This is a genomic window from Halococcus hamelinensis 100A6, assembly GCF_000336675.1.
Taxonomy (GTDB): Archaea; Halobacteriota; Halobacteria; order Halobacteriales; family Halococcaceae; genus Halococcus; species Halococcus hamelinensis.
The window spans coordinates 1-17,952 of the sequence record NZ_AOMB01000039.1 but is presented as its reverse complement, the minus strand read 5'-3'; the positions used below and the strand labels follow the sequence as shown (position 1 = coordinate 17,952).

General features: G+C 57.7%; 15 protein-coding genes and 2 pseudogenes. 9 read left to right on the top strand and 8 right to left on the bottom strand.

Annotated elements, in window-relative coordinates; all coding sequences use genetic code 11:
* Both C447_RS19065 and C447_RS13545 read left to right on the top strand, forming a co-directional pair.
* Window positions 1-619: pseudogene (locus C447_RS19065) on the top strand (hypothetical protein); the annotation flags it as partial.
* Between the two features lie 268 nt (window positions 620-887).
* On the top strand, window positions 888-1,667 hold the full coding sequence (locus C447_RS13545; RefSeq protein ID WP_029601645.1) for a class I SAM-dependent methyltransferase: 780 nt from the start codon (window positions 888-890) through the stop codon (window positions 1,665-1,667).
* A 483-nt stretch (window positions 1,668-2,150) separates the two neighbouring features.
* On the opposite strand, the gene C447_RS13540 is transcribed toward C447_RS13545, so the two are convergent.
* Entirely contained in the window at window positions 2,151-2,798 is a 648-nt protein-coding gene (locus C447_RS13540; protein ID WP_007694868.1) for a helix-turn-helix domain-containing protein, read from the bottom strand.
* 218 nt (window positions 2,799-3,016) lie between these two features.
* Here C447_RS13540 and C447_RS13535 point away from each other — a divergent pair, with 218 nt between their 5' ends.
* The 3 genes from C447_RS13535 to C447_RS13525 all read left to right on the top strand — a co-directional run bounded on the left by C447_RS13535 (window position 3,017) and on the right by C447_RS13525 (window position 7,420).
* Complete coding sequence (locus tag C447_RS13535) at window positions 3,017-4,225, top strand: CaiB/BaiF CoA transferase family protein (protein WP_029601644.1); 1,209 nt, start codon at window positions 3,017-3,019, stop codon at window positions 4,223-4,225.
* The gene (locus C447_RS13530; RefSeq protein WP_007694864.1) at window positions 4,225-5,307 is read left to right on the top strand and encodes a LeuA family protein; all 1,083 of its coding nucleotides are present in this window, start codon (window positions 4,225-4,227) and stop codon (window positions 5,305-5,307) included. The genes C447_RS13535 and C447_RS13530 overlap by 1 nt, the downstream gene beginning before the upstream one ends.
* 298 nt (window positions 5,308-5,605) lie before the next feature.
* Window positions 5,606-7,420 carry a sodium:solute symporter family protein gene (locus C447_RS13525; RefSeq protein ID WP_007694862.1) on the top strand — a complete coding sequence of 605 codons (1,815 nt, stop codon included), beginning with the start codon at window positions 5,606-5,608 and terminating at the stop codon, window positions 7,418-7,420.
* A gap of 415 nt (window positions 7,421-7,835) precedes the next feature.
* On the opposite strand, the pseudogene C447_RS19000 reads toward C447_RS13525, so the two are convergent.
* Window positions 7,836-8,042, bottom strand: a pseudogene (locus C447_RS19000) (hypothetical protein); the annotation flags it as partial.
* Window positions 8,043-9,961: 1,919 nt separating this feature from the next.
* On the opposite strand from C447_RS19000, the gene C447_RS13515 reads away from it, so the two are divergent.
* Complete coding sequence (locus C447_RS13515; RefSeq protein WP_029601811.1) at window positions 9,962-10,210, top strand: hypothetical protein; 249 nt, start codon at window positions 9,962-9,964, stop codon at window positions 10,208-10,210.
* A gap of 648 nt (window positions 10,211-10,858) precedes the next feature.
* Here C447_RS13515 and C447_RS13505 read toward each other — a convergent pair.
* Window positions 10,859-11,113 carry a hypothetical protein gene (locus C447_RS13505; RefSeq protein ID WP_007694856.1) on the bottom strand — a complete coding sequence of 85 codons (255 nt, stop codon included), beginning with the start codon at window positions 11,111-11,113 and terminating at the stop codon, window positions 10,859-10,861.
* Window positions 11,114-11,267: 154 nt separating this feature from the next.
* On the opposite strand from C447_RS13505, the gene C447_RS13500 reads away from it, so the two are divergent.
* Window positions 11,268-11,726: a universal stress protein gene (locus C447_RS13500; RefSeq protein WP_007694855.1), complete on the top strand. Its 459-nt coding sequence runs from the start codon at window positions 11,268-11,270 to the stop codon at window positions 11,724-11,726.
* A 15-nt stretch (window positions 11,727-11,741) separates the two neighbouring features.
* Here C447_RS13500 and C447_RS13495 read toward each other — a convergent pair whose 3' ends face one another.
* Window positions 11,742-13,601: a BCCT family transporter gene (locus C447_RS13495; protein WP_007694854.1), complete on the bottom strand. Its 1,860-nt coding sequence runs from the start codon at window positions 13,599-13,601 to the stop codon at window positions 11,742-11,744.
* Between the two features lie 675 nt (window positions 13,602-14,276).
* Here C447_RS13495 and C447_RS13490 point away from each other — a divergent pair.
* Window positions 14,277-14,474 carry a hypothetical protein gene (locus tag C447_RS13490; protein ID WP_007694853.1) on the top strand — a complete coding sequence of 66 codons (198 nt, stop codon included), beginning with the start codon at window positions 14,277-14,279 and terminating at the stop codon, window positions 14,472-14,474.
* A gap of 93 nt (window positions 14,475-14,567) precedes the next feature.
* Here the strand turns inward: C447_RS13490 and C447_RS13485 are convergent, their stop codons facing one another.
* Window positions 14,568-15,500, bottom strand: coding sequence for a hypothetical protein (locus tag C447_RS13485; RefSeq protein ID WP_237713344.1), 933 nt, complete (start codon window positions 15,498-15,500; stop codon window positions 14,568-14,570).
* Between the two features lie 232 nt (window positions 15,501-15,732).
* On the opposite strand from C447_RS13485, the gene C447_RS18680 reads away from it, so the two are divergent.
* Window positions 15,733-16,122 (top strand): hypothetical protein, encoded by a 390-nt coding sequence (locus C447_RS18680; protein WP_237713345.1) that lies wholly within the window; start codon window positions 15,733-15,735, stop codon window positions 16,120-16,122.
* A 286-nt stretch (window positions 16,123-16,408) separates the two neighbouring features.
* Here the strand turns inward: C447_RS18680 and C447_RS19060 are convergent, their stop codons facing one another.
* From C447_RS19060 to C447_RS13470, 3 genes are all read right to left on the bottom strand, one after another.
* Window positions 16,409-16,555, bottom strand: a complete 147-nt coding sequence (locus C447_RS19060) for a DUF7563 family protein (RefSeq protein WP_449404675.1) — start codon at window positions 16,553-16,555, stop codon at window positions 16,409-16,411.
* A 92-nt stretch (window positions 16,556-16,647) separates the two neighbouring features.
* The gene (locus C447_RS13475) at window positions 16,648-17,301 is read right to left on the bottom strand and encodes a helix-turn-helix domain-containing protein (RefSeq protein ID WP_007694850.1); all 654 of its coding nucleotides are present in this window, start codon (window positions 17,299-17,301) and stop codon (window positions 16,648-16,650) included.
* A gap of 152 nt (window positions 17,302-17,453) precedes the next feature.
* On the bottom strand, window positions 17,454-17,639 hold the full coding sequence (locus C447_RS13470) for a hypothetical protein (protein ID WP_007694849.1): 186 nt from the start codon (window positions 17,637-17,639) through the stop codon (window positions 17,454-17,456).
* Window positions 17,640-17,952 lie beyond the last annotated feature (313 nt).

The following is a 17,952-nucleotide window of genomic DNA, read 5'->3' as shown; positions in this document are numbered from 1 at the left end:
GGGATCCCGATGACCGACGACCTCATCGAGAACCACTACGAGGCGGCGAAGGGCATCATGAAGGCCGAACTGGAGGCCACCAGAATTCAGGCGACCGACCACCAGCGTACCCTCGACCTGGTTCAGGAGGAGGATGACCTCCGCTACTTCAACCGGTCGTCGCTCAACTGGGGCGAGTACCGACCCCCGCCGATCGTCGAGAACGTCGAACGCCTCCAGTTCGCGACCGACTTCGAACGNCTACTTCAACCGGTCGTCGCTCAACTGGGGCGAGTACCGACCCCCGCCGATCGTCGAGAACGTCGAACGCCTCCAGTTCGCGACCGACTTCGAACGGGCCACCGAGCCGGGTCGGTTGATGAAGCAGACCGCCCCGCAGTTCCTCACCGACCAGGGGGCGCTCGACGCCCCACCAGCCGACGACCGCTATAAACCCGGATTAGTCGAAGAGGCCGCCGCCGAACTCGCCGACGAAGTCGAATGGTCTCCTCGCCAAGCTAGCAACGCTTCGTCAAGTAGCACTGGCGACAGCAACTCCTCAAACGGAGATTCCGCTATTACTGGTGGAAATGCTTCGGAAGAAACGCAATCGGTTGTTCCTTTGGAAGACTATCAATGAAAATATCCGGTTTGGGCCGGAGATGCGCAATGCGACCGATAAAGACTGAATCCACTCGTTGTTCAACTAGAGGCCATGTCATGACCTTCGCCGACCAATGCGTTCACATTGAGAAATACAAGACTGAGGAGGTGGTATAATCATATCATCGAGCGATCTGATGTGCATAGTTTACCTGTAGAGACACTTCTGTGGCCAAATTTAGCGGAGTGAGAACTGGTTCCTGATAGTTCAAAAGATAAGTGTGAACGTATAGAGTAGTGATGACATGGGTGGACCGGACGGTAAATCAGTGAACGAGTGGAATACCGATAGCTATGATGAGGGACACTCCTTCGTCTTCGAGTACGGTGAAGGGGTGGTGGATCTTCTGGAGCCAGAACAGGGGGAGCGAATACTTGACCTCGGCTGTGGGACCGGCCATCTCACAGATCGTATTGCCAAGTCAGGGGCGGATACCGTCGGTCTTGACGCCTCTGAAGAAATGGTCGAGAAGGCCCAGGATGCTTATCCCGCCTACGAGTTCGTCAATGAAGATGCCCGCAGGTTCTCGTTCGGTGATCCGTTCGATGCCGTGTTTTCCAACGCGGCACTCCACTGGATTCCAGAACAGGATGCCGTTCTCGATTCGGTCTCCGATACACTCGTTCCTGGTGGCCGGTTCGTCGCTGAGCTGGGTGGGACAGGAAACGTCGCCGCCATTATTGACGCAGTTCGTGAAGAGGCGGCCGTACGCGGTTATGATGTCGAGAGTCCATGGTACTTCCCGAGTATCGGGGAATACACCTCGAAGTTGGAATCACACGATCTCGAAACACGCTACGCGACGCTCTTTGACCGACCAACTGAACTCGATAGCGGTACCGACGGACTCGCTGAATGGCTCGGCATGTTCGGTGACAGTTTCCTATCTGCGATCCCAGACGACGAACAGTCAGCGGTCATCGCTTCTGTTGAAGATCGCCTTCGAGAAGATCAGTTCCGAGACGGGACGTGGATCGCAGATTACCGACGGCTTCGCGTTGTAGCTCGGAAGATCCACAGGTAGTCGCATTCAGTATGACCTAGTGTCGCGCGACAGCTGCGTCGTCGCTAACAAAAACTCAACCAAAAGTCTGCGAGCCCCCTGATAGTCGCTTCTCAATTTCGCTTACGGCAAGCGAATCGGCGGGCTGTTGTCCTTTCGAATTGGTCGGTCGAGACGATGGGCAATTATCGTCAATGACGAGAGAATTTTCCTAAAGAACACGCTATCGCGTCGGTAAGTGAACGTCATGAGGTGTCTCGGTTTCAAGGAAAAGCTCTTGTGAAGCACATTGTTGGTGAGATAGAGTATGTTCCGGAGGACGTGTCTCAACGCCTCTTGACCAGTTTTATGGTGGATTTGACGTCGTGAATCCTCCACGTGGGCAGCACGACCGGAGCGGCGAAGGAGACGTTACAATCGTGGTCCGAGGAGTTCGTCACTCGATAGCTGAGGCGCACGCCGCCAGAGATAGTAACGAACTACCTGCCGAGGCGGTAGCCAGCGTCAGAGTTCGATTTCGTGGGGTATCTCCGGTGTCGGTGCCGCTCCACCGAGTGCCTCGTCCATAATCTTGCGTTCGGCCTTTCTAAGATGCTCCAGAAACGTCGCGTGGCTGATATCGAGTTCGCCAGCCAATGTCTCCGCATCCGTCGGCCGAGGCCAGTCGTAGTAGCCGGCGTTGTAGGCGAGTTCGAGGACCTCCGCCTGGCGGCTTGAGAGGGACGACGCAGGGTCGCCGAACGGCTTGAGTTGCTTCAGCTGGACCGACCCAAGTTCTTGTAGTTCCTCCATGATGCTCTTGAGGTCGTCGCGGTTGTAGACGATGACGTCAATGACGCGAACGGTGCCGTGGAACTGGCTCATCTGCTGGAGCATTCCGTGGTTCTTCCGAAGTATCGGCACGATCCCGGACGACCGTTTGGTGACGAGCAGTTGGGATTTTGCGACGTTTTCGAGAGAGTCGACCGCTGGAGACTGATGCAGATATGTAGCGATCGCATCGCGATGTTCATCCGCCTTGATCAGGAACCGGATCGTGTCCCCGGCGAGGACCTCGAACTGGTACATGGAGAACGGCCTGTCGTGGATCTCCGCGAGACCACTAAGTGCGTGATCCCGGTCAAGATCTACGTGGAGGGTCGCTACGAGCACGGACAGAGACTAAGCCAATAACGAATATGAAGTATTCGTTGCGCCCGCTATGAGCCTCTTGAGCCAGCAGTCGCTAGACTGTGTTCGCCAATCCCAGTTTCAGCATCGAACGACGCATGAAGCGTGTGTCGACTCTCCCCAACGACATACATAAACACCCGAGCTATGTTGGCTTCGAACCCAACTATGTCTGCCTCGTACATCTCACAAGTACGACGATGACTAAAGGGAACACACAGGGGCCCCTCGCCGGCCTCGACGTTGTTGATTGCTCCGGGATGATCAGCGGTGGGTTCGCAACCTCGCAGTTAGCCGATTTCGGGGCGGACGTGGTGATGGTGGAACACCCCGAGCACGGCGACGCGCTCCGCGAGTGGCCGCCGTTCGAGGGGGATACCTCCTTATGGTGGAAGTCGGCCGGCCGCAACAAACGGTGTATCACGCTCGACCTGAGTGCGGCGGATGGCCGCGACCTCCTCTTGAAGATGATCGACGACGCGGACCTCTTCTTCGAGAACTTCCGACCGGGAACGCTCGAACGGTGGGACCTCGGGCCGGAGACACTGCGTAAACATAACCCCGAACTCATCGTCGTTCGGCTCTCGGGCTATGGACAGACCGGCCCACGGTCGGACAAGGCGGGGTTCGGAACTATCGCCGAGGGGATCTCGGGGTGGGCAAATGCGAATGGCTTCCCCGACCGGGAGCCGCTGTTGCCGCCGATAAGCCTCGCTGACCTGACCGCGGCACAGTTTGCCGTCCAGGGGGCGATGTTCGCGATATTCGAACGTGATATCGGCGGCAGCGGGGAGGGACAGGTTATCGATGTGAGCCTCTACGAACCTCTCTTTCGGCTGTTTCTGGGCGATGTCGAGGCTTACGACCGTCTCGGGAAGCGACGGACCCGGACCGGCAATCAGCATTCGAGCGCGGCACCACGGAACGTCTACGAGACGGCCGACAACCACATTGCGCTCTCGGCGTCCTCACAACCCATCTTCGAGAACGTTATGCACGCCATCGATCGTCCCGACCTCATCGACGACCCCCGATTCGAGACGAACGATGATCGCGTGAACAACGCGGCGGCGCTCGATTCGGTTATCGAGGAGTGGACCAGTGAACGGAGCCGTGAACGGGTACTCACCGAGATGGAGGCCGCCGACGCTATCGTCGGACCTATCTATGACATGAGCGAGATCTTCGAGGACGAACAGTACGACGCGCGCAACGACATCGTCGAGGTCACCGACGACGAGCTCGGCACACTGCGGACCGCGAACACGGTGCCGAAGTTCTCCCGGACGTCGGGATACGTCGATCACGCGGGTCCACGACACGGTCAGCACAACGAGGCAGTCTATCTCGACGAACTCGGGGTTTCGGAGTCAAGGTACGAGAAGCTGCGGAGCGAGGGGGTCATCTAATGTTGCTCAACGACGTGACCCTTCGCGAGGCAAGCCAGATGCCCGGTCGCGACTACTCGATTGAGCAGAAAGTTGAGGCGGGCGAAGCGCTTGACGATCTTGGAGTCCCATATATTCAGACTGGATTCGCGGTCACCGGGGAGCGGGACCGCGAGGCATCGCGGCAACTCGCCTCGTCGGTCTCCGCCGAGACGAGCAGTCTCGCGCGCTCCATCGTGGACGACGTCAACGCGGCGATCGACGCCGAAGCGGATATCGTCGATATTATTCTGCCGCTCTCCGATTCACAGCTAGAACACACGCTCGGAAAGTCCCGCGAGGAAGCGATTTCGATGGCGGACGAAGCGGTCACACACGCGGAGACGCACGGACTGACGGTTCACGTGAGTCTTATGGACGCATTTCGCACTGAGATCGGCCATCTCGTCGACTTCTTCGAGCGGTTCCCCGTGCCGGAGTACATCAACTTGGCTGACACGGTGGGTGCACGGACGCCGAAAACGGTGCAAGAGACGCTCGACGCGCTCGGCGAATCGGTCGACATCAACCAGATCGGCGTCCATTTTCACGACGATATGGGGGTCGGCACGGCCAACACGCTCGCCGCGTTCGAGGCTGGCGTCACAAAAGCCGACGTCAGCGTAGCCTCACTCGGCGAACGCGCCGGCAACGCTGCGCTGGAGGAAGTGGTCGTCGCCGGCGAGGCGGATCACGGCTACGAGTTCGGTATCGAGACTAATCGACTCGTGCCCGTTTGTGAGCGCGTTCTCGATACGCTTGGAGAGTCGGTGCAACCGCGGAAACCGGTGCTCGGCGAGGAGACCACGACCCACGAATCGGGGCTCCATACCGTCGCCATGTTGCACGATCCGAGCGTGTTCGAACCATTCGACCCAACGCGATTCGGCGGGGAGCGGCATCTCCTCTTCGGTGGCGGTACTGGTCGAGCGGGTGCCCGAATCCTCATCGAACGCGCCGGTAGCGAGCCGACGGATGAGCGTATCGACGAAGTGCTCTCGTCGCTCGAGCGGGAGGGGCCGCTGACCCTCGACCAGGCGACCGACCTCGCCGAACGGGACTGAAAGCTACGTTTTCCCAATCGACGCGGGGTGCAACCGGTGTTGCCCATACTACCGAACGGAGCGTGTTCACGGCGACGACCCCAAGGACTAACCTACATATAAAACACCTACAAAAATAGGTTCAAGAGGTATGCTTTCCCCTAACATGAGGAACGACTATGGGATACTGTATAATGATTAAAGGAACTGAAGCGTTCGGGGGTATGGTTGGTCACTGGGGGCATGCGATGAACCGACCGACGTCGAAACGACAGGATGAATCCGAATCACGAACCGCGAACCGGGTGAGGAACCGTCAGTGAGCGGTCTGATACAGGCCGTCTTGCAGACGAATCCCAGCCCGGACCAAGTGTCGCTGGGTTGGGAAATAGTCGTGTTCACCGTCGTCGCGCTACTCGGGATCATCGGGATTGGGTGGTACTCATCGAAGCAGAACGTCGGGGCCGACGCGGACGACTTCTTCTCAGCGGGCAAGTCGCTTGGGTTCGTCGTCATCGCCCTCTCAGTGTTCGCGGACTCTTATAGCGGGAACTCCTTCCTCGGCTACTCTGCCGAAACCTACCGTTCCGGCGCATGGTTCCTTGTCTACCCACAGTTCATGATCGCCGGGATCATCGGGGCGCTCATTATCGCCCCGCCGCTTATCAACCTGGGCAAAGAGTGGAATTACACGTCACCGATCGACTACATCGAACATCGATTCGACAAACGGGTCGCATTTCTCACCCTGCTGTTCATGATCTGGGGGACGTTCGTGCAGTTCACCGAGCAATTCTTCGCGATGGGCTATCTCGGTCGGGTCGCGTCCGGCGGCATAATCCCGTATCAGGCCGTGGTTGTGCTGTTCGGGCTAGTCATTCTCGTCTACGTCGGCCTCGGTGGATTCAGAGGAACGGCTCTTTCGGCGGCTGTACAGGGCGTACTCATGCTTATGGCGCTCTGTTTGATGCTTGTCGTCGTCGGCCACTTCGGCGGAGCCACGAGTCAGATCGACACGGTCTGGCAGACCGCACCCGAGAAGCTGACGCTACCGAGCGCGTCGACGATGAGCAACTGGTATGGACTAGTACTCCTGATCCTCTTCGGTCTCCCGACCTACATTCACATCCAACAGTTCTATCTCAGCGTAAAGGACGCCAAGGACCTCCGGAGCACATTCCGCGTTCAGGCTCCGATCTTCCTGCTCGCCGCGACTATCCTCTGGGGGATCGGTCTCCTCGGAGCCGGGATATTTCCGGGGCTCTCTGAGTCGGGGTCCGAGCAACTTATTCCGTATCTCATCGGGTCGTTCGCCAATACCGGCGGCGGGACGTTGCTCCCCTCGCTCATTTCACTGGGGATCATCATGGCGACGCTCTCGACGGCAGGCGCGACCGTGATGGTGCTCTCGATGGCTATCGCAAAGGACATGTACAAGCGATTTATCAACGCAGAGGCATCCGACGAGCGGGTTATTAACGCGAGCAGGCTGGCGCTCGCAGGCTTTCTGGTCTTCGCTCTCGTGCTCTCGTTCACGCCGAACCTCACGATCTGGGCGTGGACACAGCTGAAATTCGAGTTCCTACTCCAAGCGACCCCGGTGTTCATCTTTGGGCTCTACCTCTCGCGGGTGAAGAGCGATTTCGCTGTTGCAGGGATGATTCTCGGCTGTGCCGTGGCGGTCGGACTCTACGTGTTCGGAGCCGGTGAGATATTCGGACTCAACGCTGGTATCGTTGGGTTCGTGGTGAACTCCCTTGTACTGGTCGGCGGCAGCTACCTGACCGGGGAGACCGCGGAGACGGAACGGGCGCGAGATATCTTGGAGTACAATTCGATCGAATATCCGAACGGGAACAATAGGAAGGGCGTCAAATACGTCCTCCCTGGACAGAAAAAGTCCTTCTGGGTCGGTCTGGTGGTCGTTCTGGCACTCATCGTTCCGTGGTACGCCCCGGACAGCTGGAACGCGCAGGCTGCTTTCGGGCTCCCCATCTGGACCTGGGTGATACTCGGAGCGATGATACTGGAGACGGCGTTCGTCCTCTACGGCACCATGATCTGGCGCGAACGACCCGTTGACGAACGATCCACCAATACGGGAGTCTCACGGGGCATTGAGACGGAAGATTAGCGACGAGACGCGCTCTTCGATTCGAGCGCGAGCCGGCAACCAGCGGACGAAGCCGTTCAGACGCCCGCTGGGCTATTACTTGTCGTCCAGAGGGTGTCATAGAACTCTTGTCACACCCTGATGATCGTGCTTCCTGGATTATCCCCGCGCTCGTAGCTGATTTCGCTCCATTGATCATTGAGATCGGTGTACGGAAGCAAACACAGGAATGTACGCGGTCGATTTACAGCGGACTGCTTCTACGGCGCATTGCTCAATACCTCGGATACGATCCACCGGAGGAGGACCTTCTAGAGCTGTTGCTTGCGGCGGCCATCGACCCGAATCCGCACCGACTCTCACTGATTGAGGCCGTGCAACACGGTGCGTTCGTGCGCGAGCTCGCCTGAGCCACGGACGACATGATTCTCGGAAGCAGCACTCGAAGCGTCTCGGGATCGATTCCCTCACGAAGACACCGAACGGCACGATGCAACGCACCGTCTATGTTCGCCAGTGAGTCCCGATGATTCCCACGGAGGGCCTTCCGCGTCCCGAAGACAAGGCTCCCATCACCATCGGCAGCACTGGCAATCGGCTCGGGATACGAACCTGCATACCGCTGGTCGTAGAGCGTGAACCGAGTGGGTCGACACTTTCATGCGTGCTGGAGAGCCCAACGGATGAGCTGGTCCCGACGGCGGCACGGATCGCTCGGTGACAATCCCACCGAGCACGAAGCGGTGATCGAGCAGGATTCTCCGATGGCCCACTCCGGAGTAATGACGAGATGTGACACCGATGGGTCCCCCTTTCGAAAACTAGCAACGGCGAATACCGGCCGAAGGCTCGGGATGAGCCGGGTGAAGGGACTGATATCCGAACGGGCGCTCGATGTATAGCCCACCAGCGTATAGACAGCCCAGCAGAACACAGCACTTTCCAGGTCGTTCGTTCGCGGCAAAACGCACCGTAGACGGGCGAGTGAGAGAAGTGGCTCTCGATGTGGCTCCGAGGAGTAGCTGTCCGATGATGTTCTGTGGACTGTTGTCAGTGCAAGTATGTGACCATCACGACCTATCGAGCACCGGGTGGACTGCCTGGCCGACGGAGCTCGTTCGTGTGGATACGGATGTGGGTCGGCACGTGGGTGAGCGCTCCGTGTCTGCTCGTGTTTTGTACCTCCCGTTCGCGTTGTGCGCCAAGACCTAACGGTTCGCTACAGCTCCGGTTCGTATCGGAGCCCCAATACTGATGATCGGGTAGTAATGCTCTCGCAAGCGGCTAATCACCGGGCGGAAGCCGTGTGTGAGCTATCGGTTCTGATTATGAGCGGATCGAAGCCGTTTCTTCAGCCGTATGGAGCACTAGCATGGCTGCTCGTCCCGTGATTAGCAGTGTGTTCCGTCCGGTGTGAGGGCCTCTCTTACCGAAGTCGGCAGCTCTCTTTTTACCAACAGTCTCCAAATAAGATAGTTCAGTCTCCATTCCTTCGGGGTAGTAGAACAAGTGTGAGTTGTTGAAAAAGCGCAGAGATCGATCTATAGGCTCTATAGAGCGTTTTCAGAGAGAAAATTCCGATTGTGAAAAAGCCATTCTTGCTCAAAGTGTAGACACCATTTAATCCGAATGCTTGGCGGTGGTTTCTGCTCGAGTTTCGAAATGCCATCAATCATATTTCTACGGTTGATAATGACTCACACATTTACAAATTTTGATAATTCAGGATTAGAGCTCTACTTGACATAGAATGTTGGTGTTTCTACACTCCGGGCACTCTGTAAGACTGCAGAACGGCGGCGCATCAACTTGATCCCAGTTGCTACTATCGGGACCCACTTTGAACCCGTGTTTCGGATATCGCAATCTCTCTTGGGGACGAGCCCCTCGAATTCTGGATGTTGTTTGAGTACGGAGAGGTCTGCCGCATTCCTTGGGGGTGGGTACCTATTAGTAAAGGACAATTTGGTGTAGTTTCACAAGGACTATGTAAATAGCGCTTCAGTTGATGACACTGGTTGAGAAGACCAGTAAAGGGAAACTCGGAAACAGGGTGATGCCACGCAACGGGGTTTCCCCTTTTTGCGGAACCTGCTTCCGAGCTACGCTGAGATAACACCCACTGCGCAATGAGTCTTGTGGTAGTAACTAGCATGGTGGATATAACGGTTAGTTTTGACTCTCGTTGATTTAGCGAACCAGCTAGCGGTACAACAATATCCGTCCCATAGAGGAACCGCCGGCTGTTCAACCAAATGCCTACGATACTGCAGTGGCGTCTGACCAAGAGCAGTTAAGGGAGGTAAGAGTAGAAGTGGCCTTGACTGGACCAGTCTCACTTCCCTCAAAACGTTCATAGTTGTATGTACTAAAGTCCCAAAGTAGTGTAAGCGACCTCGCGTCTGGAAAAGGTGGTGCCGCACGAGAACCACCGTAGAGAACGAGGTTCCCAGCGTGTCGCTCATCGATATCGGTAAGTGTCCTGTGGAGTCCTAGTGAGCCGAAGCACCTTGCAACTGCGTGCTCAACAAGGTTCCCTGTGGAAATCAATGAACAACCACAATGGCACAACCAGCCTTCACTAACGAGGACCGCGGAACTGCCGTGTTCGACCACGACGGGAATCAAGTCGGGACCGTGAGCGACGTTCGAGACGGTAGTGCACACGTCGACACCAGTGATGGTGACTCGGGTATCCTCGACGACCTTACGGATGCTCTCGGGTGGGATGACGACGACGATACCCACGAGCTCCGGAACGACGATGTAGACACCGTGGACAACGATGGTGTCCACCTCCGTCAGTTCTAACGACGGTCCAACTCACGGCAATTTCTTTCAGGAAGATGGTCGCTCACGGGGTGCTGCGTGCAGAACTAAGTAGAGGGAGTTTCGTTTGATGGATTCTTCACATCTTCTGTCAACAGGTGACGTATCCACGATTATCCAACCACTATATATGTTTGCCATTATATATCTTCCGTGGTACAAACTACGTCGTAGTATGAACTACCCCGTCTGCGGAACCCAACTTACCGACGACCGTCCTAGACGCCACGTTACACTCAGCGCTGTAGACAAAGATCGTTCATCTACAGCCCTCAATGGTCAAGCTACCAAAAGAACTCAGGTCTGTAGGGACTGTTGGGAAGACGTCGGAGACAAACTCTCCTAAAATCGCACATAGATCCGATCGTCTACAAGAGTGGTATATACAACCCACCTTCTCAATCTGAAGTTCATGGATTGCCCTCTCTGTGATGAGTCGATTCCGGAAGACACACCCCAGTTTTATATCACGCTCAGCTCGGAAAACGAAAGCTCGGAGAGTAGCCAGGAGGATGTAGAGGTTTGTGAACAGTGCTTCAATCAGTACCGAAGCGAGCTGTTCTAATCGCTAGTTAATGAAAGGCGTGTGATTGTGAGAGGGAGGTCCTCACTCGGAGCAGATTCCTCACCCTACGGGTCCTTGTACACCGGTCTGAGGTCGGTCACGTCCGCGTTGTAGCCGAGCCAGACGCTGAGCACCGATGCTGCGCCGACGAGGTACATGGGGAACAGGAGGACGATCGCGTAGCCGGCCAGGTGCAGCGGGATCATGTCGATCGTGTGGAGCACGCCGATCCCGGCGAGTCCGAGCAGTGCCGCCGCCATCATTCCCGACCTGAACGCGCTATCGGCGGCCGGGCCGGGGGAGCTCTTGAGTGTCGTCATACTGTCCCTATGCCGCCGAGTCGATAAACGGTTGCGAAACGGCGCGTCCCGGCCCAGCCCGTCCATCGTCCCGATCGAACGTCGAAGATAAATGGGTGACCTATCTCCTCATCAGATTTATGCCTCCATGCGGGGTAGCTCGTTGTGAACGATCATGTACGAGACGATCCTGGTTCCGACCGACGGCAGCAACGAAGCCCGGAAGGCCGCCGCACACGGCATCGAACTCGCGGCCGCGCTCGGCGCGACGGTCCACACGCTCTACGTGATGGACCTCCCGGGCGTCCCGCGTGCGCTCTCGGTCCGGGACGACGAGGAGACGGTCCGCGAGGAGTACCGGGAGTTCGGCGAACGGGTCACGAGCGAGGTCTGTACCATGGCGAACAGGGCGGACGTCAAGTGTGTCACCGCGCTCAGAACCGGGACGGTCCACGAGGAGATAGTCGAGTACGCCGACGAGATGGGCCTCGACGCCATCGTGATGGGAACCGGCTATCAGGGTCGTTTCGGCGCACTGCTCGGCACCGTCGTCGAGAAGGTCGTCCGGATCTCGACCGTCCCGGTGATCTCCACGAAGATGAACGAAGCAGAATCGCGCCCCTTCGGGGCATAGGGGAATTACCGCCACCTATCGGGCGTCGGACGTGTTCTCACCACCATCGGAGATACCGGTAACGACGTCCCCACTGGAAGCGGTCACCTCGACGTCGTCCATGCTGTCGATCCGGCTGATCTGCTCTTTGAATTCCTCGGATTCGAGGATCTCGTACTCGTTGTCGAGACCGAGATAGACGGTATAGCACATCAACAGGAGGATGAACGCGAAGGGGAGGCCGGTCGAAACGGCGGCGGTCTGCAACGCCGCGAGGCCACCACCCCAGAGCAACACCGCGGCGACGCCGCCCTCGCTGAGCGCCCAGAAGACGCGCTGGGTCCGCGGCACGTCGTGTTTCCCGCCGGAGGTCAGGTGGTCGATCACCAGCGATCCCGAGTCGGAGGACGTGACGAAGAAGGTTATCACGAGGAGCGTGGCGACGATGGTCGAGATCGCCCCCAACGGGTACTCCGAAAGCATCGAGAACATCGCGATCGACTGTCCCTGCGTGTTGAGCGTCGCGAGGATCCCAGCGCCGCCGATCTGGGCGTTTATCGCGCTTCCGCCGAACGTCGACATCCAGACGAACGAGAAGATCGACGGCAAGAACAGTACCCCCATGACGAACTCGCGAACCGTCCGTCCCTTCGAGATCCGCGCGATGAACATTCCCACGAACGGTGACCACGAGATCCACCAGCCCCAGTAGAAGATGGTCCACCCGCCGAGGAAGTCCCGTGCGGGTTGCCCCGCGAACGCCCCGGTGAAGAAACTGAGGCCGGGGAGACTCACGAGATACGTGCCGAACGCGTCGGTGAACCCGTTGAAGATGTAGAGCGTCGGGCCGACGACGATCACGAACGAGAGAAACCCCAACATGAGGTAGAGGTTGATGTTGCTCAGGCGCTTGACGCCGCCTTCGAGCCCCGCCGCCACCGACGCGGTCGCGATGAGGGTGATACCCACGATGAGGACCACCTGTCCGAACGTTCCGGTCGGGAAGCTCGCACCGAACAAATCACCCGCGATGACGTTGAAGCCCCTGCTCACCTGGGTGACCCCGAGACCGAGCGAGGTCGACAGCCCGAAGAGGGTGGCGAACACCGACACGAGGTCGATGACATGGCCCGGCCAGCCGTAGATCCGCTCGCCGAGCAGCGGCCAGAAGATCGACCGGAACGTGAGCGGCAGCCCGCGATTGAACGAGAAGAAAGCGAGGCNCCAGCCGTAGATCCGCTCGCCGAGCAGCGGCCAGAAGATCGACCGGAACGTGAGCGGCAGCCCGCGATTGAACGAGAAGAAAGCGAGGCCGAGCCCGACGAGCGCGTAGATCGCCCACGGGTGAAGCCCCCAGTGGAAGAACGCCTGTGCGAGGGCGGGACCCGCCGCAGCGGCCGAGCCTGCTTCGACGCCGTTGCCGGCGAAGAAGGGCGGAACGCTCCCGAAGTAGGTGACCGGTTCGGCCACGCTGAAGAACATCAATCCGATACCCATACCGGCGCTGAACAACATCGCCATCCACGAGAACGTGCTGAACTCCCGTTCCGCCCCGACGCCCCCGATCCGGATCTTGCCGTACTTGCCCACCGCGAAGTAGACGACGGTAACGATGAAGACGTTCACCACGAGAATGTAAAACCAGCCGAAGTACTCGTTGATACCGTTGAAGACGGCGCTGTAGATCGACGAAGCCTCGTTACCGAGCAGGAGGGTCGCCGCCACGAACGCCACGATGACGACCAGCGCGACGGGGAAGACGATCGGATGGACATCGAAGCCGTATCCCTGATAGTTCGTGTCCCCCGGCTCGCGGTCGGAGTCGGGGTGGAACAGCTCTACTTGGAGTCCGTCCGACATCTCGCCCGCCGTGGTGTCACCGTCGGCGTCAGCCATGGTCCCCCCTCACTTCGGGTCCGTGGTCGATTCGAGAGGGGTCGCGTTGCCGTGTCGCCGCGTCGATGGGGGATCGATGAGTCATGTGATTTCGCTTTCGTGATGGTCGGCATCGTCGAAACCGCGCTGGCCTCGGCGCGCTTTAGCGCCCCGCCGGTGCGGGTTCGTTGTCCTCACTCCACTGACGCTGGACCGTTCGTGAGGGTGTGCCGTGATGGCTATCGCCACGAAAAGGGATAAATATTGCCGCTGATAGCCCAGTCCGTTCATGACGGGGGTCGTCATCACCGTTTCACAACGTGCCGACGAACGGTCTACAGAGGACCAGCGTTGCCGGATCCGATCTGATGGTATCGGCACGGGTCGTCCGACGCTTGCCGTTCAGGGTGTTCTTCCGATGGAATACGCTAGAAGATCAGTATGATGTGCCCACAGTTCGGACAGTCCACTTCGTTGTCCTCCGTGTCGTATTCCACCTGTAATCCGCATTCGTTACACGCTTTTTCCATCCCATGATCTTTGAGAGCGGTTCTCATATGGGTCCTGCTTGCAGGGAAAACGATACTGAAGAACCATCTGCTTGAGAGATGACTGAGAGGGATGGACGCTTCCACTCCGGTACCTCGTCTTCAGTGTCGTCGATCTCGTACCAGTGCTTTTGTCCTGAGCGCGAGTATGGAGAGCATGGCCGACCAACAATTCGAGTATCGAGTTGAACCGGTTTTCCTCTCCCCAACCGAGCTTCGAAACGAGCAATACAAGATCCAGGACCTCCTCAACGAACTGGCCGAAGAAGGGTGGGTATACGAGGACACTGCCGTCGTCGACCCATCGTCGCTCCTGATATTCTTCCGACAGCCGATCGAGTCGTAGACGGAAGGGAGAGCACAGAGACCGACAGTTGGAAGGGTGTAGTTCTTCGACCCGGATGATTATCACCACCGTACAGGGTGTTCATCGATTCGGCTACTCCCACTCGATGTTTTTAGACCGCCCCGAGCTTCGGAGGATGAACGGTCCGATCGCGAGCGTCCGTTTGGTGATCGTCACGAGCCGCAGAATGAAGGCCGTGAGAAAGAGAAACGGAAGGGAACCGATCGCCGATCCAGCACTCACGATCCAGACGAGATTATCGACCCCGAGGAACGTTCCCGGGAACGAGGACGGGGCGAGAAACAGGGCGATCGCCGTCGTGACGACGAGTGCGGGTGTCGAGAGGTACAACATTCCGCGTGAGAGGTCCACGAGCTGCCACTGGAAGTATAACGTCTTTATATGTTCGCGAGCCGGTCCGTAGAACCCGAGCGTATCGATGAGGTCGATGAGTTTGCGACGCGTGTCCCGGTCTATCACGTCGTTGAAGTTGTCCTGCAGGCGTCGAGCCTGATGGATCTTCCACGAGTAATTGTAGTCGAGAGCTGCTTTCACGACCGTGTATTCACCGAAATCCCTGTCTTCGAGTTCCTCGCTCACGACGTCCGCGTTATCGTGAATATCGGTCGTGAGCTGCTCGACTGCCTCGCGGAAGTCCTCGTTCTCGTCGTTGACGGCTTGTTCGAGCGCCTCCGCTTTTTCCGACGTGTTCTCGACGAGCGCCCGGAGGAAATCGTTGGGTTCGGGCGGACTCGATGCGTTGAAGATGTCCTCGACATCCGCGCGGAACCCCATCGACCCGGACATCCGGTCGCGTTGCTCACCAAGCGGACCGAACTCCTGGGAAAGCACGACGAGACTTATCGAGACGACGAGGGTCACACCGGTGATCAGCGCGCCGATGAATGCTTGAAAGACGTACCGAGTCGGCCCTTTCGCCCCCATGTACTCGCGGAACGTCGGAACGGAGTACGTACCGAGCAACACGAGAACCACGAACATCCCAACTGCAAGTCCGAATGCCATCCAGCGTCGGTTTATGTTGAGGAGGATGTAGAGACGAACCTTGGTCCGACGATTCCCGATCCGTTCTTGCATCGTGTTACCGGGCGACTCACTCATTGTTCTGTTTGCGTCACTGGCTCTAGTTCGCCCGCAGCCTCCATATACTAGACGGCCGAAGACGAATGCGACTCGGGCCTTCGTGATGGGGTAGAGCAACCGGAATCGTTTTGTCGAGCAAAGTCGGATCGATCACGTGAGTTTTTCCCGCCCAGAAGCACTATTAGCCATCTCCCTCACCTGTTTGCTTGCGTTCAGCGGCTGTCTCTCGGTCGACCCCTCCGTAAGTACGACCTCAAATGGGCCAGTTTTCGAGAATTTCGCGGTTGACGAACCGTGGGCTTCGAACCAGGTTTGGGTGAACACCACTCTCTCCTCGACTCCTGCAGCGGCCAACGTCACGACGATCACGGTCATCCAGGAGAACGGACGGCATTTCTCCACACAGGAAGTCGCCGCAGGACAGACGAGTCTCTACCTCGCGTTCCCCCCTAATCAGAACGCTACCCTAGTGGCCACTAACTCCGAGAGTTCGACCACGATACAGAAGACGAACGTCAGGGTTAGCAGTACGAAATTGCTCTGACGATCGAAATCACAGAATATCCGTAGCGAATACAACAAAAGAACTTTTGCTCGTTTTTCGGGAACGGTGTCAAATTTCCGGGTTTTATCCGGACTCAGTCACGCACTCAACGCCGATATGCCGATCGAGCACGCCTCTCTCACACATTTCAGCGAGATATATTGTACGTCGGAACAGCACGATATCCGTTCTTCATCAGTGGGAAGATTGGATTTCGGGCATCCTGTTGCATACGACCCGTCGGGGGCGTACCCTGAAAGACAGTCGATGCGGCGGAATTCCCGAACTACGAGTGGGCATCACGGACGCCCGCCCCATCCCGAACCATGTCTTCACACGAGGGACAAACCCGAACGGTATCCATCCCGGGCGGTGCGAACACGCGGACGTACTGAGAGGTCACGACCTCTCCACAGTTTTTGCAGGTTGGCACGGTCAGTTCAGCTCTAGACGACGAAGGGATGCCGGGAACTACATTAACCAGCCAGCATGGACATCCAGCGGTCGGTAGCTCCGCTGGCCGAGCTAGTTGCTGGCTTCTGCAACCAGGAGCGACGTGAGGATCGTCGAATGGCCTCGCCGGAGACGTTCGTTGAGCGCTTGGTCGGAGATACCCAGGGTTTCGGCGAGTTCTTCGGTGGTGATCCGTCGTGGAATGTCGAAATAACCGGCTTCGAGCGCCGAAAGCAACGTCTCGCGCTGGAGGGGTGTCAATCCCGAGGCGTCGTTCTCCGGCTCGCTTGGATGGGAGAGCCGTTTGAGGTCGAGTCGTACGCTGGCTTGCTCACAGTCGGCGCGGAACGCGGAGATATCCGCCGTATCGGGGAAGCGCAGCTGGAAGTTCCAGCGATGGGACGTTCCGATGGCTTCGAGTATCGCGGCTTCGTGATGGTTGAGTATCTGAACCAGTTCGTCGACATCGGTTGGCCACGCGATTCGGAAGAGAGCTTGGTCGTCGTACTCGTCGAGGAGCGTGACTTCGAGAACGTTCTCATCGGCCGAGAGTGCTGCTTCGAGTGTCTTCGCGTCGGTATCGTAAACCCAGAAGTACGGCACGATCCGGTCGGTAGTAGGAATCATGCGTTCGAGTTCACACCGTGCCCCCGCTTCGGTGGGCTGAAGGGAGCGCCCGAGCTCGAAATCCTCGGCGGGCACGGTAACGTCCATGATGACGGTCATCGGGATCCCCTCTGTACAGTATGGAATAATCGGAGATGAGTCTTCGACAGCGTATTCATGCGGACAGGGACGTCCGTAACGGGGGGTGTGGGTGGTATAAAACGGCGGCCTGGATATCCAGAGGGGTCCCTTCCGCCACCCCAAACGGTGAGCTACTCGCTGATATCGCCGAACGAGTGGTGGTCTCCTGCGTTGGCGACCTCGGTGATCAGAACATCGTAGTCCTGACGGTTCGGGTCGGGAGAACGGATAGAATACGCGCCATAGACCGGCGCATTTCTGTCACGAGCCTCGATAATGAGGTCCCGAAGGCGAGTCTCGAACTCGGTTTCGCTCATGGGGTCCGATGAGCTGTCTGGCGGTGTCATGCTGGCGTGCCTCGGTGAGGCGTGCCCAGAGGGGAATTTCAGGCGAGAAAGGACGGCACTGCCTCCTTTGGACACCGGAAAGAGCACCATGTGGGACGTGCTCTCTACTCGGTGAAGGGCCTACTTCGGGATAACGATTCGTATGGATATCCATGCACGATTATCTGGTATAACCTGAGCATCCTGAGACTGCACTGGGTAGATGGCTGCTGAGGGATAGCGAACGATTTCCGATAGTCGTACACGAACGCCGTCTCATAGAACCTGTCTCTTATACACATCT

Bases quoted from the DNA above. Each gene is read 5' to 3' on its own strand.
- C447_RS13545 (WP_029601645.1), top strand. From the start codon at position 888: ATGGGTGGACCGGACGGTAAATCAGTGAACGAGTGGAATACCGATAGC.
- C447_RS13535 (WP_029601644.1), top strand. From the start codon at position 3,017: ATGACTAAAGGGAACACACAGGGGCCCCTCGCCGGCCTCGACGTTGTT.
- C447_RS13530 (WP_007694864.1), top strand. From the start codon at position 4,225: ATGTTGCTCAACGACGTGACCCTTCGCGAGGCAAGCCAGATGCCCGGT.
- C447_RS13515 (WP_029601811.1), top strand. From the start codon at position 9,962: ATGGCACAACCAGCCTTCACTAACGAGGACCGCGGAACTGCCGTGTTC.
- C447_RS13505 (WP_007694856.1), bottom strand. From the start codon at position 11,113: ATGACGACACTCAAGAGCTCCCCCGGCCCGGCCGCCGATAGCGCGTTC.
- C447_RS13500 (WP_007694855.1), top strand. From the start codon at position 11,268: ATGTACGAGACGATCCTGGTTCCGACCGACGGCAGCAACGAAGCCCGG.
- C447_RS13490 (WP_007694853.1), top strand. From the start codon at position 14,277: ATGGAGAGCATGGCCGACCAACAATTCGAGTATCGAGTTGAACCGGTT.
- C447_RS13485 (WP_237713344.1), bottom strand. From the start codon at position 15,500: ATGGCATTCGGACTTGCAGTTGGGATGTTCGTGGTTCTCGTGTTGCTC.
- C447_RS13475 (WP_007694850.1), bottom strand. From the start codon at position 17,301: ATGACCGTCATCATGGACGTTACCGTGCCCGCCGAGGATTTCGAGCTC.
- C447_RS13470 (WP_007694849.1), bottom strand. From the start codon at position 17,639: ATGAGCGAAACCGAGTTCGAGACTCGCCTTCGGGACCTCATTATCGAG.